Origin of the sequence: Streptomyces venezuelae, assembly GCF_008642375.1 — a bacterium.
Lineage (GTDB): Bacteria > Actinomycetota > Actinomycetes > Streptomycetales > Streptomycetaceae > Streptomyces > Streptomyces venezuelae_G.
In genome coordinates this window covers 4,752,104-4,773,336 of the sequence record NZ_CP029194.1, presented here as the reverse complement: position 1 = coordinate 4,773,336, position 21,233 = coordinate 4,752,104, and the positions used below count along the sequence as shown (strand labels likewise).

General features: G+C 73.5%; 21 protein-coding genes. 3 read left to right on the top strand and 18 right to left on the bottom strand.

What is annotated here, in order from left to right:
* Positions 1-20: 20 nt before the first annotated feature.
* Positions 21-1,712, top strand: a complete 1,692-nt coding sequence (locus tag DEJ46_RS21925) for a bifunctional 3'-5' exonuclease/DNA polymerase (RefSeq protein ID WP_150268886.1) — start codon at positions 21-23, stop codon at positions 1,710-1,712.
* A 73-nt stretch (positions 1,713-1,785) separates the two neighbouring features.
* Here DEJ46_RS21925 and DEJ46_RS21920 read toward each other — a convergent pair whose 3' ends face one another.
* Positions 1,786-3,105, bottom strand: coding sequence for a hypothetical protein (locus DEJ46_RS21920; RefSeq protein WP_150268884.1), 1,320 nt, complete (start codon positions 3,103-3,105; stop codon positions 1,786-1,788).
* Positions 3,106-3,172: 67 nt separating this feature from the next.
* Positions 3,173-3,682, bottom strand: coding sequence for a SigE family RNA polymerase sigma factor (locus DEJ46_RS21915; protein WP_150268882.1), 510 nt, complete (start codon positions 3,680-3,682; stop codon positions 3,173-3,175).
* A gap of 143 nt (positions 3,683-3,825) precedes the next feature.
* Here DEJ46_RS21915 and DEJ46_RS21910 point away from each other — a divergent pair, with 143 nt between their 5' ends.
* On the top strand, positions 3,826-4,212 hold the full coding sequence (locus DEJ46_RS21910) for a DUF6479 family protein (RefSeq protein WP_150268881.1): 387 nt from the start codon (positions 3,826-3,828) through the stop codon (positions 4,210-4,212).
* A 30-nt stretch (positions 4,213-4,242) separates the two neighbouring features.
* Positions 4,243-5,088: a sigma factor-like helix-turn-helix DNA-binding protein gene (locus tag DEJ46_RS21905; RefSeq protein WP_223834925.1), complete on the top strand. Its 846-nt coding sequence runs from the start codon at positions 4,243-4,245 to the stop codon at positions 5,086-5,088.
* Between the two features lie 18 nt (positions 5,089-5,106).
* Here DEJ46_RS21905 and DEJ46_RS21900 read toward each other — a convergent pair whose 3' ends face one another.
* From DEJ46_RS21900 to DEJ46_RS21825, 16 genes are all read right to left on the bottom strand, one after another.
* Positions 5,107-5,823 (bottom strand): pyridoxamine 5'-phosphate oxidase family protein, encoded by a 717-nt coding sequence (locus DEJ46_RS21900; RefSeq protein ID WP_150268879.1) that lies wholly within the window; start codon positions 5,821-5,823, stop codon positions 5,107-5,109.
* Positions 5,824-5,870: 47 nt separating this feature from the next.
* A complete protein-coding gene (locus DEJ46_RS21895; RefSeq protein ID WP_150268877.1) occupies positions 5,871-6,509 on the bottom strand; it encodes a 4'-phosphopantetheinyl transferase family protein in 639 nt (212 codons plus the stop codon).
* A 212-nt stretch (positions 6,510-6,721) separates the two neighbouring features.
* A complete protein-coding gene (locus DEJ46_RS21890; RefSeq protein ID WP_150268875.1) occupies positions 6,722-8,038 on the bottom strand; it encodes an MFS transporter in 1,317 nt (438 codons plus the stop codon).
* A 6-nt stretch (positions 8,039-8,044) separates the two neighbouring features.
* Entirely contained in the window at positions 8,045-9,097 is a 1,053-nt protein-coding gene (locus DEJ46_RS21885; protein WP_150268873.1) for a polysaccharide deacetylase family protein, read from the bottom strand.
* Positions 9,097-10,467, bottom strand: coding sequence for a condensation domain-containing protein (locus DEJ46_RS21880; protein WP_150268871.1), 1,371 nt, complete (start codon positions 10,465-10,467; stop codon positions 9,097-9,099). The genes DEJ46_RS21885 and DEJ46_RS21880 overlap by 1 nt, the downstream gene beginning before the upstream one ends.
* Before the next feature lie 162 nt (positions 10,468-10,629).
* Complete coding sequence (locus DEJ46_RS21875) at positions 10,630-11,517, bottom strand: hypothetical protein (protein WP_223834923.1); 888 nt, start codon at positions 11,515-11,517, stop codon at positions 10,630-10,632.
* Positions 11,514-11,780: an acyl carrier protein gene (locus tag DEJ46_RS21870; protein ID WP_150268869.1), complete on the bottom strand. Its 267-nt coding sequence runs from the start codon at positions 11,778-11,780 to the stop codon at positions 11,514-11,516. The genes DEJ46_RS21875 and DEJ46_RS21870 overlap by 4 nt, the downstream gene beginning before the upstream one ends.
* A complete protein-coding gene (locus DEJ46_RS21865; protein WP_150268867.1) occupies positions 11,780-12,760 on the bottom strand; it encodes a 3-oxoacyl-[acyl-carrier-protein] synthase III C-terminal domain-containing protein in 981 nt (326 codons plus the stop codon). Before DEJ46_RS21865 ends, DEJ46_RS21870 begins: the two co-directional genes overlap by 1 nt.
* Positions 12,760-13,584 carry a class I SAM-dependent methyltransferase gene (locus tag DEJ46_RS21860; RefSeq protein ID WP_150268865.1) on the bottom strand — a complete coding sequence of 275 codons (825 nt, stop codon included), beginning with the start codon at positions 13,582-13,584 and terminating at the stop codon, positions 12,760-12,762. The genes DEJ46_RS21865 and DEJ46_RS21860 overlap by 1 nt, the downstream gene beginning before the upstream one ends.
* Before the next feature lie 21 nt (positions 13,585-13,605).
* A complete protein-coding gene (locus DEJ46_RS21855; RefSeq protein ID WP_024755837.1) occupies positions 13,606-13,839 on the bottom strand; it encodes a phosphopantetheine-binding protein in 234 nt (77 codons plus the stop codon).
* Positions 13,836-14,288: a holo-ACP synthase gene (locus tag DEJ46_RS21850; RefSeq protein WP_150268863.1), complete on the bottom strand. Its 453-nt coding sequence runs from the start codon at positions 14,286-14,288 to the stop codon at positions 13,836-13,838. Before DEJ46_RS21850 ends, DEJ46_RS21855 begins: the two co-directional genes overlap by 4 nt.
* A complete protein-coding gene (locus DEJ46_RS21845; RefSeq protein ID WP_150268861.1) occupies positions 14,285-15,154 on the bottom strand; it encodes a hypothetical protein in 870 nt (289 codons plus the stop codon). Before DEJ46_RS21845 ends, DEJ46_RS21850 begins: the two co-directional genes overlap by 4 nt.
* Positions 15,151-16,023: a diiron oxygenase gene (locus tag DEJ46_RS21840; RefSeq protein WP_150268859.1), complete on the bottom strand. Its 873-nt coding sequence runs from the start codon at positions 16,021-16,023 to the stop codon at positions 15,151-15,153. The genes DEJ46_RS21845 and DEJ46_RS21840 overlap by 4 nt, the downstream gene beginning before the upstream one ends.
* Positions 16,024-16,188: 165 nt before the next feature.
* On the bottom strand, positions 16,189-16,854 hold the full coding sequence (locus DEJ46_RS21835) for a pyridoxamine 5'-phosphate oxidase family protein (protein ID WP_150268858.1): 666 nt from the start codon (positions 16,852-16,854) through the stop codon (positions 16,189-16,191).
* A complete protein-coding gene (locus tag DEJ46_RS21830) occupies positions 16,851-17,879 on the bottom strand; it encodes a LuxR C-terminal-related transcriptional regulator (RefSeq protein WP_150268857.1) in 1,029 nt (342 codons plus the stop codon). Before DEJ46_RS21830 ends, DEJ46_RS21835 begins: the two co-directional genes overlap by 4 nt.
* 397 nt (positions 17,880-18,276) lie before the next feature.
* On the bottom strand, positions 18,277-21,135 hold the full coding sequence (locus tag DEJ46_RS21825; RefSeq protein WP_150268855.1) for a BTAD domain-containing putative transcriptional regulator: 2,859 nt from the start codon (positions 21,133-21,135) through the stop codon (positions 18,277-18,279).
* Positions 21,136-21,233 lie beyond the last annotated feature (98 nt).

The window sequence follows — 21,233 nt, the reverse complement described above, 5'->3', positions numbered from 1 at the left end:
CGGGTGCCAGACTCGCACCCATGAGCGAGAGGTGGGCGCTGGCGGCCGAGGCCGAGGGGGACGGGGCGCTGCTCGTGCCCCTCGGCCAGGACGGGCTGCCCGCCGGGGAGGTGCGGCGCGAGCCGGACCTGGCGGCCGCCGTGCGCGCCCGCCCCGAGGTGGCCCGCTGGGTCTGGCGGTCGACCGCCGAGGTGTATCCCCGGCTGCTCGCCGCCGGGGTGCGGGTCGAGCGGTGCTACGACGTGGAGGACGCCGAGCTGCTCCTCCTCGGGCACGAGGGGCGACTCGGCGAGCCCCGTTCCGCGGCGGCGGCCTGGGCGCGCCTGCGGAACGCTCCGGTGCCGCCCGACCCGCCGCAGCGCAGCGCCGAGCCCGGCTCGCAGGACTCGCTCTTCGAGCCGCGGCCCGTCGTCTCCGTGCCCTTCGAGGGCCTCCTCGCGGTCTACGCGGAGCAGCTGCGCCGCCACGACCGGGCCGAGCACCCGGGCAGGATGCGGCTGCTCACGGCCGCCGAGTCGGCGGGAATGCTGGTCGCCGCCGAGATGCACCGGGCCGGACTGCCGTGGCGGGCGGACGTGCACCGGGACCTGCTGCACGAGCTGCTCGGCGAGCGGTACGCGGGCGGGGGCGAGCCGCGCCGCCTCGCCGAGCTCGCGGACGAGGTGTCCGCGGCCTTCGGGCGCCGGGTCCGGCCGGACCTGCCCGCCGACGTGGTGAAGGCCTTCCAGCAGGCCGGCATCCGGCTGAAGTCGACCCGCCGCTGGGAGCTGGAGGAGGTCGACCACCCGGCGGTGGAGCCCCTGATCGCGTACAAGAAGCTGTACCGGATCTGGACGGCGCACGGCTGGTCGTGGCTGGCCGACTGGGTGCGGGACGGCCGCTTCCGGCCGGAGTACCTGCCGGGCGGCACGGTCAGCGGACGCTGGACGACCAACGGTGGCGGGGCGCTGCAGATCCCGAAGGTGATCCGGCGGGCCGTCGTCGCCGACGAGGGCTGGCGGCTCGTCGTCGCGGACGCCGACCAGATGGAGCCGCGCGTCCTCGCCGCGATCTCCCGGGACCCGGGCCTGATGGAGGTCGCGGGGCACCCCGACGACCTGTACACGCGCCTGTCGGACCGGGCCTTCTCCGGCGACCGCGACCACGCCAAGCTCGCGCTGCTCGGCGCGATCTACGGGCAGACGAGCGGCGACGGCCTGAAGAACCTGGCGGCGCTGCGGCGCCGCTTCCCGCGCGCGGTGGCCTATGTGGACGACGCGGCGAAGGCGGGCGAGGAGGGGCGTCTCGTCCGGACGTGGCTCGGCAGGACCAGCCCGAAGGCGGTCGGCGCGGGCGACGACGAGGAGGCCGGGCTGCCGCAGGAGGGCGGCGAACCGGCGGCGCCGGAGGGCGAGTTCGTCCCGGGGTACGCCTCCGGTAACGCCCGGGCGCGGGGCCGGTTCACCCGTAACTTCGTCGTGCAGGGAAGCGCCGCCGACTGGGCGCTGCTGATGCTGGCGGCGCTGCGGCGCGCCCTCGGGGGGATGCGGGCGGAGCTGGTCTTCTTCCAGCACGACGAGGTGATCGTGCACTGCCCCGCGGAAGAGGCGGAGGCGGTCACGGCCGCGATCAGGGCGGCCGGGGACGAGGCGGGGCGGATCGCGTTCGGGGAGACGCCGGTGCGGTTCCCGTTCACGACGGCGACGGTGGAGCGGTACGCGGACGCGAAGTAGACGTGAGGGAGGGGTGGCGGGCCGCCGCCCACCACCCCTCCCTCCCCCGTTCACTCCCCCGCTCGTCCAGGTGTTACTTGGCGGACGTCTTCTGCCACTTCGGGCTCAGCGCGATCGTCTTCAGCTGCTCCACCGTCAGCGCGGGCTCGGGGCGCGTGGCGTCCTGACGGTGCCCACCCGCGTTCATGCTGGAGACGACGACCCGGAAGCCCTCGGGGGTCATGGTGTCGACGCCCCACGAGACGACACCGGAGCCGCCCTTCTCCGCGGTCCCCTGGGTGACCTTCACCTTGCGGCCGTCGGGCAGGGTGGTGACCTCGCCGCTGCCGAAGAGGTCGCCGGCCGCGCCCCCCATGTTCGGCTGGACGTTGATCTCGAAGAGGCTCTTGCCCTTGCCGTCGTCGACGACAAGGAAGCCGTAGCCGTAATCCCCGCCCTTGTCCGTCACACGAAGGCCCTTGGGCAGCAGCGAGCGCACGGTGGACTGGATCTCGGGGCCACTGGCCTCCCCGGGCATCCCCGACCCCGTGTCGACGTCCGTCTTCGGGAGCTCGGGCAGCTGGTCGAGCACCGGGCGCCAGTCGTCCGCCGTGACGAGGGCCTTCATCTGGGCGGCGGTGAAGGGCGGGTTCTCGCGGCTGACCGCGGCGCCCTTCTGGGCGGGGGCGTTCCACTCGCTCGCGTCGACCAGGAAGCCGTCCTTGGTGAGCAGGACCGCGCGCCAGTTCTTGGTGTCCTCGCGCCGGTCGGGGTACTCGTACCCCTGGATGACCATCAGCCGGTCGCCGCCCGGCAGCCGGTCGGTCGTGCACTTGTCGAAGTCGACGTGGACCTTGCTCGGGCACTCGACCTGACCCGCGCCGGCCTCGCCGGCGCCGCCGCCCGCGCGGTAGAGGCCGACGGAGACGGCGGCCTTGCCGCCACCGTCGTCGTAGACGCCGAGGGCCGACTGGCCCTTGCCGTCGAGGTTCTCGAACTGCCACTGGCCGGCGGGGGTGTTGGCCTGGATGGCGGCCGCGATGTCCTTGACCGGGATCTGCGCCTGCTCCATCGCCTGGCGTCGCTTGTCCGCCAGGCTCGGCTCCGTGGCCTCGGCGGTGGTCGGCTTGGGAGCCGCGCCCACGCCGGCGGCCTTCGACGGCCCGCCGGTGCCGAGCAGCGAGCCGCCGTACACGCCGCCGATGCCGACGGCGGCGAGCGCGAGGGCGCCGCCGGTCACCGCGAGGCGGCGGCGCACCAGGCGGCGCCGCCCGCGGGTGAGTCCGCCCGCGACGAGCTCGCTCCGGCCCTCGGTGGAGAAGCCTTCGCCCGTGCTGCGCAGGACCGCGCCGAGCTCTTCCTCGAAGCCCTCGTGCGGGGCGTCGTCGTGCTGGGAACCTTCGTTCAGAGGCATGCCGAGATCACCGTCTCCGGTCCGTGGGTGAAAAGAAGTCTGGTGGATGGGGCCTGCGGGGTGCAGGTCAGCGGGCGGCGAACTCGGCGATGCTGCCGCCGAGCCGTTGCCGCAGCTTGGCCAGTGCCCGTACGGAGCGGGTGCGGACGGCCGCCGAGCTGACGTGCAGGGCGTCGGCGGTCTCCTCGATGCTGCGGTCCTCCCAGTACCGCAGCACCACGACCGCCCGGTCCTTGGGCGCGAGTCCGGCCAGCGCGTCGAGCAGCGCGATCCGGAGTGCCGGGTCCTCGCCGTTCTCGGGTGCGCGGTCGGGGAGCTCGCCGAGGGGGCGCTCGGTGGCGGAGCGGCGCCTCTGGTGGCTGAGGAACGTGCGGACGAGCACGGTCTGGGCGTACGCGGCGGGGTTGCCGATCCGTGCCATGCGGCCCCACATCGCGTACATCCGGCCGAGCGTCTCCTGTGTGAGGTCCTCGGCGAGGTGGGTGTCGCCGCTGGTCAGCAGGCATGCGGACCGGAACAGGTGCCCCGTGCGTGCGGAGGCGAACTCCAGGAACTCGTCCGCGCGGGACTTTCTCATGCCCCTCCTTTCCCTTCGCGGTCACGTGGCGTGGTCGCCGTACACCTCATTGACGCGACGGGGGCGCGGGAATGTTTCAGAAATCTTCGAAGGGGTTCCCCGCCCGACGGGTCCGAAGAAGCGGAATCGGGTAATCCTGGAGTATGAACACTCTCAGCGCAGCAGAGGTCCTGGCCGCTGGGGTTTGGCAGTCAGGCCTCGGACAGGTCATCGGCGGGCTCGTTCTCGTCGCCGTACTCATCGGCGCCTTCTGGCTCGGTTACCGGATACGCGACCGCGAGTCCGACACACCCAAGCCGGAGGAGCAGCCGCACAGGCCGGAGACCGACGCACTGCCCGGCGAGATGTCCGAGTACCGCAGGCCCGAGGAGATGCCGCAGACCGACGGTGAGCACCGCCTCATGCCATACCAGCTCAAGAAGTCCGGCGGCACCGAGACGTCACCGGACCCGCCGAGCGAGGAGAAGCGCAAGTGGGGCGGCATCTCCAGCGGAGGCTTCGGCAGCGGAGGCACCGGCCACGGCGACTGAGGCCGCCCGCCCTCACGGAGGTCACGACCCGTGGATGACGACGACGTCCTCGCCGGCCGCTCCCGCCTGGAGGCCGTGGCGTACCGGATGCTCGGCACGCCCGACGAGGCCGGGGAGGCGGTGGAAGAGGCGCTACGGGAGGCGGCGCGCCGCCCCACAGCCGGCGAACGGCCGCTCGACACGCTGGCCCGGATCTGCCTGGCGCGGCTCCGGGCCCGCGAGACGCACCGGACGGCCCGCTGGGATCCCTGGGACCCGTGGGACACCCCGGCGGTCCGGCCCGGTCCTGGCGCCGGTCCGGCCGGCCCGCCGGACCCCGCCCTCCTGACGGCCCTGGACACGCTCACCCCGCCCGAGCGGATCGCCTTCGTCCTCCACGACCTGTTCGACGTGCCGCACGAGGAGGTCGCCCCGGTCCTGGACCGCACCCCGGCCGCCGCCCGGCAGCTGGCCGCCCGGGCCCGGCACCGGGTGCGGGGCACGGAGGAGATGCCGGAACCCGACCCGGCGCGCCAGCGGGAGACCGTCGCCGCGTTCCTCGCGGCCTCGCGGGGCGGGGACTCCGAGGCGCTGCTCGCGCTCCTCGACCCGGACGTGGCGCTGCGGGCCGACCCCACCGCCGTACGGGCCGGGATGCGGACCGCGCACGGGGCGGGGGCGGTGGCCCTGGCCCTCGCCGGCCGGTTCCGGGAGGCCCGTCAGGCGCTGGTGGACGGGGCGGCGGGCCTGGTCCTGACCCGCGACGGGCGGCCGGACACCGTCTTCGCCTTCACCGTGCTGGACGGCCGGATCACCTCGGTGGACGTCCTCGCGGACGAAGGCCACCTCGGCCGCCTCACGGTGCGGCCCCTGACGGAGAACACGGCCGGCCCCTGAGCCCGGCCGGGCCCCCGTTCACTCCCCCGGAATCTCCCCGAGCACCTGCCCCGCGCGCGAGGCGACATGCGCCGGCGGGGCGAGGTCCGTGGGCAGGACCGGGTCGGTGACCGGCTCGCCGAAAGTGGTCACGACGGGCAGGACACCCGCCCACAGGCCGAGCGCCGCGTCCTCGGAGTCGCCGTCGTCCGGCGGGCCGCTGCGGGTCTTCACCGAGGCCTCGGTGAGGTCGAGCGCGAGGACGGAGGTCGCGGCGAGCTCCTTGCGGCTGGGCTGCCGCACGTACTCCCACTGACCCGGCGAGCTCTGCTCGGTGAGCGCCCGCAGCCCGCGCAGCTTCTCCTCCGGGTCCGTCACGATCCGCGGTATGCCATAGACCATCGCGCAGCGGTAGTTGACGCCGTGCTCGAAGACGGAGCGGGCGAGGACGAGACCGTCGACATGGGTGACCGTGACGCAGACGGTGGTGTCGGGGGCCTGGACCAGACTGCGGCTGGCGACCGAGCCGTGGAGGTAGAGGTGGTCGCCGTCCACGCCGTACGCGGTGGGCACGACCATCGTCGTCCCGTCGACGGGGACCCCGAGGTGGCACAGGAAGCCCGCCGCGAGCACCGCGTCCAGATCGGCCCGCAGGTGACTCCCCTTCTCCCGCATGCGCCGCAGCCGGGTCCGCTCGGTGACGGCCAGGTCGCCGCCGCCCGTCGGGCCGGCGATGGCTTCTGTGGTGGCGCTCATGATGCCCTCTCGTTCCGCGTACCGGTTGCTGCTGGTGTTCTACGGGCTCACAGCCCGTCACCGCCAGCGGCGCCCACCTGTCGGAACGCCCCGCCCGGTCCGCGCCGTTCGGTCCAGGCGCAGCAGGCCGGCACCGGTTGCGCTGCGCGCGGGGCGTGCCAACTGACCTGTCCCCAGGTGCCCGTTCGCTGCCCGAGCGTCACCGGGACGGTCCAGGGGCGGCCCGCGAAGCCCCTGCCCGTCGCCTTCACGCAGGCCTCCTGGACGGTGAAGATCCAGGCGAACTCCCTTCTGCGACCGGCCTCGGGCAGGGCGGAGAGCGCCTCGGCGTCGCCGGGCGCGCAGCACAGCCGCAGGAGGCGGTCGCCGACGGCGCGCGGGGACTGGACGTCGACGCCGACGTCACGGTCCCTGGCGACGGCCGCGGCGACCCAGCCCGAGGAGTGCGAGAGGCTCACGCCCAGGTCGGGGCGGCCGGGGAGGTACGGCCGGCCGCCCGGGCGGGCGGCGACCGGGCCGCCCCCGAGGTCCTCGCCGATCTCCCGCAGCAGCGCCCTCAGCAGGGTGCGCGAGGCGGTGTGCTCCAGGGCGCGCCACGGCGGGAGCCCCGCCGCGGTCGCCCGGTCCGGCGCGGCGACAGGCAGCTCGTCGAGGACCTCCTCGCCGCGGCGGACCAGGTAGTGCACGCCCTCCGCGGGAGTGCACGGGCTCCGCGGGCACGCGCGGCGACCGGACGTCCCGTGAGGACCGCGCGGATCGCACGGATCGCACGGACCGTGCGGTGACGTCCGACGCGGATCGCACGGACCGCGCGGACCGTGCGGTGACGTCCGACGCGGATCGCGCGGACCGTATGGTGACGTCCCGTACGGATCGTCCGGTGCGCCGCCGGGGCCGCTCAGACGCGGTCCGGGACGCGTTCGAGGGTCCGTATCGGACGGGCGGCCAGGAGGGCGGCGGCGGTGAGGAAGGAGACCACCACGCCCACCAGGAGCACGGTGTCCGTGCCGAACGCGCCGACGGCCGGCCCGGCCAGCGCGCTGCCGATCGGGTACATGCCGACGGAGCCCGCGACCTCGTAGGCGTGGACGCGGTTCAGCACCTCGCCCGGCACCTGGGTCTGCACGCTGGTGGCCCACATGACGCCCCAGACGCCGATCCCGGCGCCGACGAGGACCTGGGCGACGGCGAGGAGCCAGACCGGCCAGCCGAGGACGATGCCGAGCGGGTAGATCGGGTACGCCATCATCGCCACGGCCCCTGCGGCGAGCGGCCGTTGGGGCTTGTAGCGGATCGCGAGGAGACCGCCGGCGACGGTGCCGGCGCCCAGCGCGGCGTTGATGAGACCGAAGGCGGACGCGCCGTGCTCGGGCACGATGACGCCGGCGGCCACCGACAGCTGCGGCCCCCAGGAGAGCACCGCGTAGAACATCCAGATCAGGATGACTCCCCACAGCCAGCTGCGGGAGGTGAACTCCTGCCAGCCGACGGCCAGGTTGCGCCACAGGCTCTGCCCGGCCGGCGGCGCGGGCACCACGCCGAGCCGGAGCACGAACAGGCAGATCGCGCTGGTCCCGTAGGCGACGGCGGAGATCACCATCACCCAGCCGGTGGACCCGAAGCCGACCAGCGCACCGGCCAGGGCCGGACCGCCGAGACCGGTGATCGCCTCGGAGGTGCGCAGCACGCCGTTGGCGCCCTGCACGTCCCGTGAGACCAGCGGGACGGTCGAGGAGGCGCCCGGCTGGAACAGCGCGTTGGCCGTACCGGCCACCACAAGAAGTCCGTACAGCTGCCAGAGATGGTCGATGCCGTGGATGAAGAGGAGGGCCAGCAGGACGTGGGCGGTGAGGTTGGCCAGATCCGCGATGATCATCATCCGGCGGGCCGTGAACCGGTCGGCGAGGACCCCGCCGAACAGCACCAGACCGGCGAACGGAGCGACCAGGAAGGCCATCGAGTACCCGGCGGTGTCCAGGCCGTACCCGCCGCTGAGCAGACCGGCCGAGACCGCGACCGGCAGCATGGCCCAGCTGAGCAGGCCGGCGCTGCGGGCCGTGAAGTAGTACCGGAAGTTACGGGACCAGATCGCCGGCTCTCCGGAGGACGGCGAGCCGGACGGCGGCCCCGGCGGCGCTGCCCCGTCGGGCCCGGGCCCGTCCTTCGTCGGCGGGGGCGCATCCGCCGCGGTGTGCTCGGCGAGACGTTCTTCCATGACTGTTCAACCCTTCGGTCGGTGATCGTCGTCTTCGAGTTCCGCCACGGTGACCAGTTCCAGGCCGCGTTCGAGCAGGCCCTCGACGATCGACGGGAGGGCCGCCACGGTCTGGGAGCGGTCGCCGGCGCCCTCGTGCATCAGCACCACCGAGCCCGGCCCCGCGGACTCCAGGACGGTCGCGGCGATCCGCTCCGGCCCAGGCCTCGCCCAGTCGCGGGTGTCCACGTCCCACATCGTCAGCCGGGTCGGACATCCCTCCAGGGCGGCCAGCACCTCGGGGCTCAGCGCCCCGTACGGCGGCCGGAACCGGGTCGGGGCCTCCTCGCCCGTCACCTTGGCCACGGTCTCCGCCGTCCGGTCGAGCTGCTCGCGCAGCTGCTCCGGGGTGAGGTCGGGCAGGTAGGGGTGCGACCAGGAGTGGTTGCCCAGTTCGTGGCCGGCGGCGGCGGTCCGGCGCACGAGATCGGGCAGCGCGGCGACGTGGTGCCCGACGCAGAAGAACGTCGCCCGGGCTCCGTAGCGGTCCAGGATGTCCAGGACCTGACGGGTGAAGACCGGGTCGGGCCCGTCGTCGAAGGTGAGCGCGACCCTGGGGTCGTCCCGGCGGCCGTGCGCGAAGCAGCGTCCTCTCGCCGTCAGTTCCGCCACGATCGGCTCGCCGCGCTTCACCCCGGCGAAGTACTCCTCGGCGCGGCCGGTCAGTGTGCCGCCCTCGGCGGTGACCCGGGCCAGCTCGCCGGGAGCGGTCCTGGCCCGCTCCGCCAGCAGCCCGGCCGGGACGGAGCCGAAGTCCGGCCGCGGCGGCAGCAGCCAGGGATCCGCGCGGTAGACCTCGAGGCCGGCCGCCGTCATCGGGCCGTCGAGCAGGCCGTTGGTGCTCTCCAGCACCACGGCCGGAGCCCGCCCGCCGTCGAAGTCCCGGAGCCAGGCGATGAGTTCGGCGGCCTGGGCGCCGCTCCAGCGGCCCGGCTCCACGACCCTGCGCCCGGCACCGTCCAGGACCTCGACCTGGTAGCCCTCGTCCGTCCAGGCGATTCCCGCGTACGTCTCCGTCATCAGTCCCCCAGCGCTATCGCCTCGGCGACGATCAGCCGCTCGACCCCGCGCAGGAACCGCTCCATGCCGGCGCGGTCGAGGACGGCCGGGTCGGCGGTCATGGCGAGGTCCAGGGCGCCCGGGGCGGTCAGCACGTCCACGGCCATCGAGACGTTCTTGCGGGGCAGGAACTCCGTCGGCCAGCCGAGCTCGGTCCGGCCGATCAGCTCGCTCAGCGGGGTCTTCGGTCGCTCGCCGCCGTCGAAGGGCCCGACGCCCGGGTCGCGGGTGTCGTTCCACCAGTACGAGTGGTCGGCGGCCTCGCCCTTCTCGACCAGCGGCGCCACCTCCCTGTCCAGCGCCCACTTGTCGTACGCGGCGTGGCGGAAGGCGCTGAAGGCGACGGACCGCGTCCGCCGCACCGCGTCCTCGAAGTCCCGGTCCGCGTCCGTGAGACGGAAGAGGGCCTCCTGCGCGACCGTGCTGACCGCCGCGGCGGCGGCCGGCTGGAAGCGGTTGCCCACGACCACCTGGAACAGCACGTCGCTGCTCCCCGACATCCTGGCGAGCTGGTGGGCGGCCGCGCCGAGCAGCACCGCGGCGTCGCTCACCTCCAGCTCCGCCGCCACCCGCCCGACGGCGACCGCCAGCGCGGGCGAGCGCAGCAGCGCGTTCGGGAACATCCGGTGCGGATCGTCCGCGAGCTCCGGTGCCGCGGGCTCCCGGAAGATCTGCCGGGGTCCCGCGGTCAGCTGCTCGCACCAGTAGCGGCGGGCCGCCTCGTCCCGGCGGCGGCCGAGCGGCGAGGCCTGGACCTCCGCGGCGTCCAGCGGCTGGAGCGCCGGGCGCGCCCTGCGCAGCGAGGCGGCGGTCTCCCCCGATTGGACCGACTCCAGGTCGCGGAGCAGCCGGCCGAGGCCCCAGTAGTCCATCCCGGTGTGCGCGCCGACCAGCACCAGCCGGTGGACCAGGCCCTCGCACTCCACCAGGCCGACCCGCAGGGGCCATTCCCGCGTGTGGTCGAAGGAGCGTCCGGCGAGCTCCGCCCGCAGGGCGGCGCCGGTCCCGGCGGCCCGGTCGGCGGAGCACGTACGGATCTCGACCGGGAGCTCGCCGCTGCCGTCCACGACCTGCCGCAGGCCGTCCTCGCCGTCCGGCAGGAAACGGGTGTGCAGGCTGTCGTGGAGCAGGAGCAGCTCCGTCACGTCCGCGAGGACGCGGGAGGCGGGGCGGGGCGGGGTGACGGGGAGGTCGACCGGCACGTTGTAGCGGGGCGCGTCGTCGCCGAGCCGGGTGACGACACCCCAGATCGCCCGCTGCCCCCAGGTCGCCGGGCCGGTGCCGGCCCTCGCGGAGTCCAGCCTGATGGTCCGCGTCTCAGCCGTGGTCATCGTGTGTCCGACCTTCCCTTCGGTTCGGTTCGGTTGCCTTGTCCGATGTCTGTCGAAGCCGTGCCGTACGTGCCCCGCCGCCCGTACGGGGGCGACCGGGGCGAGCCCGTCCACCACGGCGGGGGCGTGGTGGACGGGCTCGTCCCCGGGGCCGCGCGGGAGCTATCCCTCGCCGCGGGCGAAGAGCGCCACGTGGCTGCGGCCGGTGCGGGGGTCCGTGTCGCACAGGACGATCCGCCGGTGGTTCTCCCGCCACTCCTGCCAGTGGTCGGCCAGCTCCAGCCAGAGGCTGGTGCAGTAGCTGCCCGGTGCCACCCGGTGCGTGGCGGAGCGCTCCGGGAGGTCCTCGGTGACCCAGGGCCCGAGGACGAGGAGGGTGCCGTCCTCCCCGAGGTCCCGGCCCAGGGCGTCCGGGCCGAGCGCCTCCGCCGCCGAGGCGGCCGAGTACGCCCGTACGAACCGCAGACCGTCCTCGGCCCCGGCACCGTCACCGGCTCCCTCTCCACCCCCGGCCCCGGCCCCGGCCCCGAGGACCAGCGCCGCCGCCGAGTCGATCAGCGGGGTCTGCTGGACCAGCGGGAAGGGCGTCGGCAGCGTGGTCTGTTCGAGCACCGCGATCACCACCTCCGCGGCCCGCCCCGAACGGTGGTACGCCGAGGCGATCCGCAGCGCGGTGAAGGGCGCGGCCAGGCCCTGCTGGCCGATCGCGAAGTTGGCCGCCCGGCCGCCGAGGCGGTCGGTCATGTGCGGCGCGACGGCGGTGAAGGGCACCACGTCCGGCAGGGCGTGGGTGACGACCAGCAGCTCGGGCCGGCTCCGGCCGACGCCCTCGTCGGCGACGAGCAGGTCCGCGAGGTCCCGGTGGTGGACGTGCGCGCCACGGCTCAGCAGCTCCTCGTCCGGCTTCTCCCCGAAGGGAGTGAGCAGGTCGCGGAAGTAGTCGAGCGCGGCCGGGCGGTCCTCCGGCGCCCGGCCCTCCGGCGAGCGCACCGCCGCGGCGGCCCGGAGGGCGAGTCCGGGCACGGCCCCGCCCTTGGCGTCCCCGCTCATGACGTCCCCTCTGCTTCGCGGAGTGCGGCCTCGACGTAGTCGGCGAAGGACCGCATGGTCCGCAGGTGGTCGATGTCGAGCTCGTCCGGGTCGACCGCGATGCCGGTCGCCTCCTCGACGGTCATGAGGAGACCCAGCACGGCGATGGATTCGAGCTGCAGCTCGTCGAAGAGCGCGGTCTCCTCGGTGAGCCCGTCGACCGGACGCTCCAGGACCTCGCTGAGCGCCTTCTCGATGACGAGCAGAATTTCCTGACGCTCCATCACTCCTCGCCCCCCGCACGGTGGGTGATCACCATCGCGCCGAAGGTGGCGCCCAGGCCGACGGAGACCAGCAGGTAGTGCGCGCCGTCCACGAGGCGGCCCGCGTCCCGCAGGGTCGTGTAGTTGACGAAGACGTCCGAGGCGAAGGTGTGGCTGTAGCGCGGGACGTTGTCCAGGAAGACCTTCTCCGGCGCCACCTCCAGCTCCTTGATGGTCTGCCGCCAGGCCAGCTTGTTGACGTTGTGCGGGATCACCAGGTCGACGTCGTCGAGCGTCAGCCCCGCCTCCGCCACGGCCTGGTGGATGACCTCGGCGATCCTGCTGCCGTACTGCTCCCCGAACTGCGTGTTCTGCTCGGCGGTCAGCTCCAGCCACTGGGCGTACTCGCCCAGGGTCCGGGTGGCGAAGGAGCGGACGACATCGCCCTCGCCGCCCAGCGTGATCAGGCAGGAGGCGGCGGCGTCGGCCATGATCGAGGTGTTGGGGACGTGCTGGACGATCGGCGAGTACGCCTGCTCGCCGGTGACCATCAGGGCGTACGCGCCCTCGGCGCTCTCGGCCCGCAGCAGTTCGCCGAGGACCTCGATGGCGCCCAGGCTGCTGACACAGGCCTGGTGGCTGAGGCCGAAGGCCTCGGTACCGGTGGCGGTGAGCCCGAGGTCCTTGCCGACCTCCTGGGCGATGTCCACGTCGGCCGGGGCCACGGCCTGGGTGACGTGGGCGTACGCCAGGTAGTCCACCCGGCCGCCCGCGGGGAGGGCGGCCAGGGCGCCGCGCGCGGCGGGCCGCAGCAGGTCGAGCAGCGGCAGCTCGGGGTCGAAGCGGAGCGTGTCCAGGCCGTAGAACTTCCGGAACACCCCGAGTTCCGCCCGGCGCAGACCGAGCCGCTCGCCCAGCTCCTCGATCCGTACGCTGCGCTCCGGCAGGTACGACTCGATCCGCTCCAGGGTGATCCGGCGGTCCGTGGTCGGCTGGCCCATCAGCCCGTCGCTATCTCGGCGCGGATCAGCCACAGCCGGTTGGCGCCCCGGCGGTCCCTCGGCTGGACCTCGTACGGCCAGCGGCCCTCGCCGGCGCCGGGCTGGCCCGGCTCGCGCAGGTCGGTGGTCTTCCAGCCGTTCGCCGTCAGGAACTCCTCGGGCTCGTCCGTGCCGAAGATCCACGGCGTGCCGTCGGCGGCGAGGGTGTCCAGCCAGCGCTTCGAGAACGGGCTGCGCAGCAGGGCGCGGCCGAGGATGTCGAAGGCCAGGTGGCTGCCGGGCGCCGAGGCGGAGGCGAGCAGCTGGAGCAGTCCGGCGGCCTGCTCCTCGGTGAGGAAGAAGGTCAGCGCCTCCGCGACCCACAGGGTCGGGCGGGTGCGGTCGAAGCCGGCGGCCTCCAGGTCGGGCATCCACTCCTGGGTGAGGTCGGCGGAGACCTCGCGCCGGTCGACGCGCGGCTCGGCCCCGAGGGCGTCGAGGCGGCGGCGCTTCTCGGCGATCAGGAGGGCGTGGTCGACCTCGAAGACCCGGGTGCCCTCCGGCCAGTCGAGGCGGAACGCCCGGGTGTCCATGCCCGCCGCGATCAGCACGACCTGCTGGATCCCGCCCTCGGCGAGGACGTCCTTGATGGCGTCGTCCAGGAACCGGGTCCGGATGGAGATGAAGGGCAGCAGGCCTCCGCCGGCGTAGCGCTCGATCAGCTCGAAGCCCCTGGGCGCGGCGAGGTCCTTGGCGAGCGGGTCGACGAAGAGCGCGTCCTCCCGCTCGGACTCCTGCGAGCGGGCCGCGGCCATCCACTGTGCGGTGTACGAGACAGCATCCATGGTGAAGATCCCTCCTCGGGATCAGGCGAAGAACGCCTTCTCGATGGTCGCGAGGGTCTGGAAGTCCTCGATGTCGATGTTGTCGAAGTCGATCTCGACGCCCGCGGCGTCCTCGATCGTGTAGACGAGCTCGACGAAGGCGAGCGAGTCGACGAGACGGCTCTCGATGAGGTCGACGTCGGCGGCGAGCTCGGTGCGCTCGGGGTGACGGCCGAGGATCCAGTCCCGGACCTTGTCGATACCTGCGGAACTCATGGCATTCCCTTCGGAGTCGCTGACTTCTGAGCGTGGGAGGTGGAGGGGGAGGGAGGTTGATCAGGGGAGACGGAGGAGGCCGCGACGGCGATCGCGAAGCCGGCGTCGTGGCTGATGCTGACGTCGATCGGGCCGAGCCGGGCGTCGCGGGCCAGCTCGGCGGCCCTGCCGGAGAGCCGGATCCCGGGCCGCCCGCCGGGGCCGCGCAGGACCTCGATGCCCTGCCAGGGGACGGGCCTTCCGACGGCGCCGAGGAGCTTGAAGACGGCCTCCTTGGCGGCCAGCCGGCCGGCGATCCTGGCCTGGTCGGGTGCGCCGTCCGGGGTCCGGGAGACGGTCAGTTCCTCGACGGAGAGGTACTTCCTGAGCAGCGGCCCGATGCCGGGATCGAGGAGTTCGTCGACCCGGGAGAGCGGCACGAGGTCGACGCCGATCAGGGGCCGGCTCACGACGGGGCGGCTGCGGGAGTGGCTCCACCAGGGGCTGCTTCTGCGGCAGCGCGTACGGCGGTCAGCGCGGCGTCGAGGTCCTCGCGGAAGTGCTCGGTCAGGACGGCGATCCAGCGTTCGAGCCCGAAGGCCACGCAGGAGGTGTAGGCGTGCTCGCCGGACTCCAGCCGGATGCCGCAGCGCTCGCCGAAGAAGTTGCGGTGGGTGTTGACGGAGGCGATGGCCAGGTCGCCGTACTGGAACTCGTACTTGACCGGGCTCAGCTTCTGGAGCAGCGCGCGGCCGTTGTCGTTCCTGAAGAACGGGTCGCCGGCCGGCACCTTGCCCAGGTCGATCCCGAGCGCGCCGGCGAAGGACCGGATCCGCTCGGTGAAGCGGGCCAGCACCTGCTGGGTGTGCTCGAAGCTGCCGATGGCGACGATCTCGCGCATCTGGAAACTGGCGAGGCGGCGCAGCCCGCCGTAGTGGTCCTCGTTGCGGAAGCAGCGGTTGACCAGGGTCACCAGGGTGTCGTCGGCGACCTGGTTCCCCTCGTGGAAGAGGTAGGCGCCGTAGCAGGTGGCGTGCGGCAGCCCGTACCGCGCCTCGGTCACCGCGCCGGGCCCGAACCGCCCGTCCACCGGCTTGAACTGATCGCCGGTCAGGTCGAGAGAGCCCGCCACCCAGGCGAGCTGGGGGAAGTTGGTGTAGACGTCGAACTTCTCCAGGTCGGTCACCGGGAAGAGCGGCGGGGCGCTGATCTCCTGGGCGCCGTCCTCGGTGCCCCAGCCGGTGAAGACCCGGTCCAGCTCCTTGACGAGCCGGGTGGCCGGCGGCCCGAGGATGGCGAGTGCGGGCGCACCGTCGCTCCCGGTCAGGCGGTTCATCGGATGAGTCCCGTCTTCTCGAGGTACTTGGCGGTCTTGCGGAAGGTGCGCAGCTCGGCCTCGGCCCGAGCCGGGGACTCCATGAGGGACCGGCGCAGCTCGTGCGGGTTCTCCAGGCCGGCGTCGCGGTAGACCTGCGGGTGGTAGAGCGAGTCGAAGCTGTGCTTCAGGTAGCGGCGAAGGTAGGCGGAGATCTCGTCCAGTTCCTGCTCGGTGGCCGTCTCCTTGAGGTCCTGGTGGAGCAGGCCGACCAGTTCGCGGCCGAAGGCGATGTGCCGGGACTCGTCCTGGTGGTGGATCCGGTTGATGCCGCGGATGGTCTCGTGCAGCCGCTCGTCCTCGGCCATCAGCGAGTTGAAGTGGTCGACCAGCTCCTCGAAGATCAGGATGCGGGTGAACACCAGCAGGCTCTGGACCTTGGCCGAGGAGCCGGCCACCTCGGCGCCGCCGGCCGGCTGCTTGTAGATCTTCTTGCCGTAGCGCAGGCAGAATTCGGCGAAGAACCACATGTGCTCGTTCTCCTCACCGATGAAATGGTGGAAGAACTCCGAGGGCGTTTCAAAACCGGCGGTGTGAATCCGGGCGACCACCTCGATGAGCAGTTCCCGGATACCGTGCACATTGAGGCTGTAGAAATTGATGCTCTCGTGCTTGGAAAGCGTGTGGAGCTGCTGCGGAGTGAGCTTCTCGGCCCATTCCGTCCCGTACGTGGTGGTAAGCTCGGGGCTCATCCACCACATGTCCTCGGGCAGTCGGTCCGGCCACTCGAACAGCCGGTACGGGTTGTAGTAGTCGTCGATCGACTTCGTGGCGAGCCGGTCCAGGATTCCCCGGAACCGGTCGTTTCGGTCGATCACTTCGCTGACCATCGCGCGATGTCTCCGTTCGCTTCGAGGGCTCTTCGCTGAATCCAGAATGGATTCCGACTCGAGGTTCCCTCAAGGACCGGAACCGGCTGCCGAATTCGGTCAGTGGGTGGGTGGTCGGTCGACGGGTGGGTGGTCGGCGGGTGGGTCGGCCGGCGGGTGGGTCGGTCAGCCGGCGGGGCGGTCGCCGGGCCGGGCGGACAGTTCCGCGCGCAGGTCGGCGTTCTCCTGCTCGAGGCGGGCGAGGCGGTCCAGGGCCGGCGCCATGGCGTCGGAGACCTCGCCCCGGGTGAAACGGGGGGTGATGTGGTTGGGGCAGTTCCAGGCGAAGGCCTCGACCCGGATGGTGACGAGCTGCTCGACCGTGCCCTCGGTACGGTGCGCGTCCAGGCGCTCGACGAGCTCGGCGGCCGCGCCGGCCTGTCCGGCCGCCTCCTCGACCGACACGGCGGTGGCGTGGCCGAAGATCTTGAGGCGGGTCCGGCGGGCGTGGTCGATGAAGAAGAGCGCGACCCGGTCGTTGCCGCGGACGTTGCCGGTGGTGATGTACTGCCGGTTTCCCCGGACGTCCAGATAGCCGAGGGTGCGCTCGTCCAGGACGTGGACGAAGCCCGGCGGGCCGCCCCGGAACTGGATGTACGGCCATCCGGTCTCGCCCACGCTCGCGAACAGGAAGCCGTCCAGACCCTGGACGAAGGACGCCTCCGTGGCGGTGAGCGGCTCGGCCTCCTCGACCGGCTCCCGCAGCCGGCGGTCGGTCGCCGTGGCGCTGCCCATCTCCTCCTGGACCCTGCGCACGGACGAGGTGTACGCGAGGCGGTCGTAGCGGCTCATGCGGCACCGCTCAGGGCCGTGTCGACCAGACCGGTCCGGGCGGCGAGCACACCGGCCTGGAAGCGGCTGGAGGCCGACAGGTCCTGCATGATCGTGGCCACATGGCGGCGGAGGGTCCGCTCGGACATGCCCACGCGGCGCGCGATCACCTCGTCCTTGGCGCCGGAGGCCAGCAGGTCGAGCAGGGTCGCCTTCAGGTCCCCCATCGTGCCCGCGTAGCCGGCCGCGCCGGAGTCGAAGTCGAACGCGGACTCCCAGACCCGGGCGTGCAGTCCGGCCAGGAAGGCCGCGACCGCGCCGTCGTAGACGACGGCGATCGCGTCGCCCTCGCCGGCCGGGATGAAGGCCGTCTTCCGGTCGAAGACCAGGAAGCGGTCGCGTACCTCGTTGGTGGTGCGCACCTGCCCGCCCGCGGGGAGGAGCTCGCCGAGATGCGCGCGGGTGTCGGAGTCGCCGCGGGCGGTGTGGGGGTAGAGGATCCGGCCCTGCGCACCGCGCCGTACCGCTTCCAGGACGAGCGGGCGGGCCAGCCGCAGTTCGCTGGTCTCACGGGCCACGCAGGGCTGCATCACGAGGACCTCGCCCGTGCAGCCCTGGGCCGCCTCCAGGAGGCGCAGCTCGATCTCCTCGCGGTCCTCGGTGATCACCACCGTCTCGGCGCGGGTTCTGGACTGCTTCTCGAAGGCCGTCACGAAGGAGCTCAACTGCCCCTTGAATCCTTCGAGTCGGTGCCGGCTGTCGAGGATCTCCCGCTCCAGGGGGACCAGCAGCTCCATCTGGGCGGCCTCGGGGCTGACCGCGACGAAGCGGTCCGCGCCGCCCTCCGCCGGCTTGACCAGACGCAGCTCACGCAGCAGGCCGACCGCCTGCTCGGCGCGCTGCCGGGGGACGCCCAGCTCCTCGGCGATCCCGGACGGGCTGAAGTCGGCACGTGCGAGGGTGCGTTCGTAGAACGCGACCACGAACTCGTTCACCTCGGCTGCGCGCCGGGCTTCCTGACGTGAGGTCTGTGCCGGGGATTCCATCGTCACCTTTCTGATCGCGCGACGGTGCGGGTCTGTGGGCATGACCGAAGGGGCGGGTCCCGGAACGCGCTCGGCACGGGGTGGCCGCGAAGGCCAACGTGAGCTGCGGCAACGTGTCACCTCATGTATCGGCACGGGGAACGGCCTTCCGGTGCGGCCACCGTACGATTCCGGCCTGGGCGGGCACCTACAGCGGGGCCAGAGGACCGGAAGCCCCCGGAACGCCGCCCGCACCGCCCCTGACCTACGGTTCTGCCGGTCGCCGCAGAACGGCCCGCGGGGACCGGCAGAACCGGGGCAACTGCCGGAGTAATGGTCCTGCCGCCGGTGGCACTGCCGGACGGACGAAGCGGCCCGGGCGAACGGCCTCCCGGGCCTCAAGGGGTGGCAGCACCCCTCAGCAGGTCAGCCCCACGTTGCGCACGCCACTCACGCCATTCATATCGCTCACACCACTCACGTCGCTCACACCACTGAGGTCGGTGACGTCGCCGGCGGCCTCCGCCCCGCTCCCGCGCCGGGTGAGCCCCCGCGCCTGGGAGAGGTGGTCGCAGGCCGGCCGCATGCCGCCGTCCTCCTGGTGCGCGGCGCGGATGCGGCGCAGCGCCAGGGCCTGGCCCTCGCCCCAGTCGGCCAGCCGCGCGAGCTCCAGGGCGCTGCCGAAGAGCTCCAGGGCCTGCGCGGTGTTGGCCAGGACCCAGTGGCATTCGGCGCGCCGCAGCTGTGCGGCGGCCTGGGCGCGCAGCTCTCCGTCGGCGACGGCGGCGAACAGGCTGGCGGTCGCGACCTTGAGGCAGTCGCCGGTGTACATCCCCACCGAGAGGTAGTCGTGCAGGCTCTCCGCCAGCCGCCAGGCGAGGGCGGTGAAGCCGGCGCCGGACGCCTGCAGGACGGCGCCGGCCAGGTTCTCCCGCTCGCTGTCCAGCCACTCCGAGGCCTCGCGCCGCCCGGCGAAGACCGGCGAGGAAGCGGGGGCGGACGCGCGGGCGGACCAGGGAGCGGACGAGGGAGCCGCCCCGCCGGCCGGGTCGGCCCCTGCCGCCGGATAGAGCAGCCGGGCGGCCGCGTCGGTGTGGCGGAGGTACCAGTCGAAGAGCCGCTGCCGGGCGGCGTGCGCCTCCTCGCGGCTGACGAGCTCGCGGCCGTACGAGCGGAGCAGGTCGTGCATGCCGAAGCGGCCGGCGGCCCGTTCGCGTACGAGATGGGCGTTCGTCAGGCTCACGAGGAGGCAGGCCGCTTGGGCCGGGCCGGAGTCCGCCAGTGCCGCGGCGCCGGCGACGGTGACGTCGGGGCCGGGGATGAGGCTGAGGAGCCGGAACATGCGCTGGGCCGCGGCCGGGAGCGCGCGGTAGGAGAGGTCGAAGGCGGCGCGCACGGTGGAGCGCCGGTCCCCTTCGATGCGCAGCCGGCTGAGCATGTCGTCGCCGGCCAACTCGGCGCAGTAGTCGGCGATGCCGGCGTCGCGGGCGAGGAGATTGGCACCGGCGATCCGGATGGCGAGCGGCAGGCCTCCGCAGACCCGCACGAGTCTGCGGGCCGCCTCCTCCTCGGCCGCGACCCGTCTCTCGCCGATGGTGCTGCCGAGGAGCTGGCGGGCCTCGTCCGGATCGAGCACGTCCAGGACGAGCTGGCGGGCGCCGTCGCTCGCGACGAGCCCCGCGAGCCGGCTGCGGCTGGTGATCACCACGGCGCAGCCCTGGGCGCCGGGGATGAGGGGCCTGACCTGTTCGGCGTCGCGGGCGTTGTCCAGGACGATCAGCATCTGCTTGTCGGCGAGCAGCGTGCGGTACAGCGCGGCGGCCTCGTCCTCGTCCGCGGGCAGCTGGTCGGGCGGGGCGCCGAGGGCGCGGAGGAACTGCGCGAGGACGTCGGCGGGGCGGAGGGTCGGGAGCGGGGAGTGGCCGCGCAGGTCGACGAAGAGCTGCCCGTCCGCGAAGTGCTCGCGCCGGGCGTGGGCCCAGTGCTTGGCGAGGGCGGTCTTGCCGACGCCGGGGGCGCCGACCACGGCGACGAGGTGCGAGCGCCGCGCGGGGTCGGGCGAGACGAGGGCGTCGAGCTCCCCCATCTGCCGTCGCCGTCCGACGTACGAGCCTGCGCTGGCGGGCAGTTGGGCGGGGAGCGGTCCGCTGGACGCCGCACGGCCTGCGGGCCCGGCGGGCACCGCGCGCTCGGGGGAGGCGGGCGGCTCGGCCCGGCGCTGCGCGAGGGGGAGTTGCTGGCGCAGCACCCGCAGATGGGCGTCGCGGACCTCCGCGCTGGGTGCGATGCCGAGCTCCTCGTCGAGGCGGTCGCGGAGCCGGTTGTAGACGTTGAGCGCGGCGGCCTGTTCCCCGCAGCTGCCGAGGGCGAGGACCAGCCGGGCGTGCAGGCCCTCGTGGAGCGGCTCGGTGTTCACCATGTCCCACAGCACGGGGACGGCCTCCTCGGACCGGCCGAGCAGCAGCGCCGTGTCGGCGTGCAACAGCACGGCCTTGACCCGCCGTTCGTTGGCGACCACGGCGGCCGGATGCTGGCGCAGCACCGGGTCGCCGTCCGCGAGCACGGGGCCCCGCCACCACTGGAGGGCCCGCGTCAGGGCCTCGTACGCGGCGCGCGGGTCCGGCGCGCGGTGCAGGCGCTCCGCCTCGGCGAGGAGGTCGTCGAAGTGCCCGAGGTCGATCTGGTTGCGGGGGGCCTCCAGCAGGTAGCCGGTGGGCGTCCGGACGACGGTCGGGGGCGGGACGGTCCGCAGGGCGCCCTGTTCGAGGAGCCGGCGGACCTGGCTGACGTAGGTGTGGACGAGGCTCTGGTGGGAGCTGGGCGGTCCGGACGGCCAGAGGGTGTCGGTGATCTCCTGCTGCGTGGCGGGCTCGGGGTGCTTGAGCGCGAGAAGTCCGAGCAGCCGGCGCAGCATCGGGCTGGTGACGGGGACGGGCGTCCGGCCGCTCTGGAGGGAGAGCGGGCCGAGGATCAGCAGGCGCGGCCGGCCGGCGTCGCGCGGGGGCGGGGTGCCGGCGGTGGCCAGCAGGTCGGCCAGCTCGCCGTTGGTCAGCCCCAGCGCCTGGGCGAGCCGCTGGAGGGTGCGCGACTGGGGCCGCCGGACCCGGCCGCGCTCGATGTCCCGCAGTGCCCTGGTACTGATCCCGGCCCGGGCCGCCGCCACCTCCTGGCTCAGCCCTGCCCGCCCGCGTAACTCCTGGAGCCGTGGACCGAACGACCCGGCCTCGCCCGCCGGGCCTCCCCGGGGAAGCCCCGTGTCCGCCGTCCTCTCTGACATGGCATCCCCCTCATCCGATGACCGCGACGTGTCGATCAAGACCGGCGGTGGCATTGCGGGCTGTGCATGGCCGACTCCGCGGAGGCTTCGTCAATCGA

Coding starts and splice junctions, on each gene's coding strand:
- DEJ46_RS21885 (WP_150268873.1), bottom strand. CDS start 9,097: ATGACGGAGACGTACGCGGGAATCGCCTGGACGGACGAGGGCTACCAG.
- DEJ46_RS21875 (WP_223834923.1), bottom strand. CDS start 11,517: ATGAGCGGGGACGCCAAGGGCGGGGCCGTGCCCGGACTCGCCCTCCGG.
- DEJ46_RS21925 (WP_150268886.1), top strand. CDS start 21: ATGAGCGAGAGGTGGGCGCTGGCGGCCGAGGCCGAGGGGGACGGGGCG.
- DEJ46_RS21900 (WP_150268879.1), bottom strand. CDS start 5,823: ATGAGCGCCACCACAGAAGCCATCGCCGGCCCGACGGGCGGCGGCGAC.
- DEJ46_RS21870 (WP_150268869.1), bottom strand. CDS start 11,780: ATGGAGCGTCAGGAAATTCTGCTCGTCATCGAGAAGGCGCTCAGCGAG.
- DEJ46_RS21855 (WP_024755837.1), bottom strand. CDS start 13,839: ATGAGTTCCGCAGGTATCGACAAGGTCCGGGACTGGATCCTCGGCCGT.
- DEJ46_RS21920 (WP_150268884.1), bottom strand. CDS start 3,105: ATGCCTCTGAACGAAGGTTCCCAGCACGACGACGCCCCGCACGAGGGC.
- DEJ46_RS21910 (WP_150268881.1), top strand. CDS start 3,826: ATGAACACTCTCAGCGCAGCAGAGGTCCTGGCCGCTGGGGTTTGGCAG.
- DEJ46_RS21840 (WP_150268859.1), bottom strand. CDS start 16,023: ATGGTCAGCGAAGTGATCGACCGAAACGACCGGTTCCGGGGAATCCTG.
- DEJ46_RS21830 (WP_150268857.1), bottom strand. CDS start 17,879: ATGGAATCCCCGGCACAGACCTCACGTCAGGAAGCCCGGCGCGCAGCC.
- DEJ46_RS21880 (WP_150268871.1), bottom strand. CDS start 10,467: ATGACCACGGCTGAGACGCGGACCATCAGGCTGGACTCCGCGAGGGCC.
- DEJ46_RS21860 (WP_150268865.1), bottom strand. CDS start 13,584: ATGGATGCTGTCTCGTACACCGCACAGTGGATGGCCGCGGCCCGCTCG.
- DEJ46_RS21890 (WP_150268875.1), bottom strand. CDS start 8,038: ATGGAAGAACGTCTCGCCGAGCACACCGCGGCGGATGCGCCCCCGCCG.
- DEJ46_RS21825 (WP_150268855.1), bottom strand. CDS start 21,135: ATGTCAGAGAGGACGGCGGACACGGGGCTTCCCCGGGGAGGCCCGGCG.
- DEJ46_RS21865 (WP_150268867.1), bottom strand. CDS start 12,760: ATGGGCCAGCCGACCACGGACCGCCGGATCACCCTGGAGCGGATCGAG.
- DEJ46_RS21915 (WP_150268882.1), bottom strand. CDS start 3,682: ATGAGAAAGTCCCGCGCGGACGAGTTCCTGGAGTTCGCCTCCGCACGC.
- DEJ46_RS21835 (WP_150268858.1), bottom strand. CDS start 16,854: ATGAGCCGCTACGACCGCCTCGCGTACACCTCGTCCGTGCGCAGGGTC.
- DEJ46_RS21845 (WP_150268861.1), bottom strand. CDS start 15,154: ATGAACCGCCTGACCGGGAGCGACGGTGCGCCCGCACTCGCCATCCTC.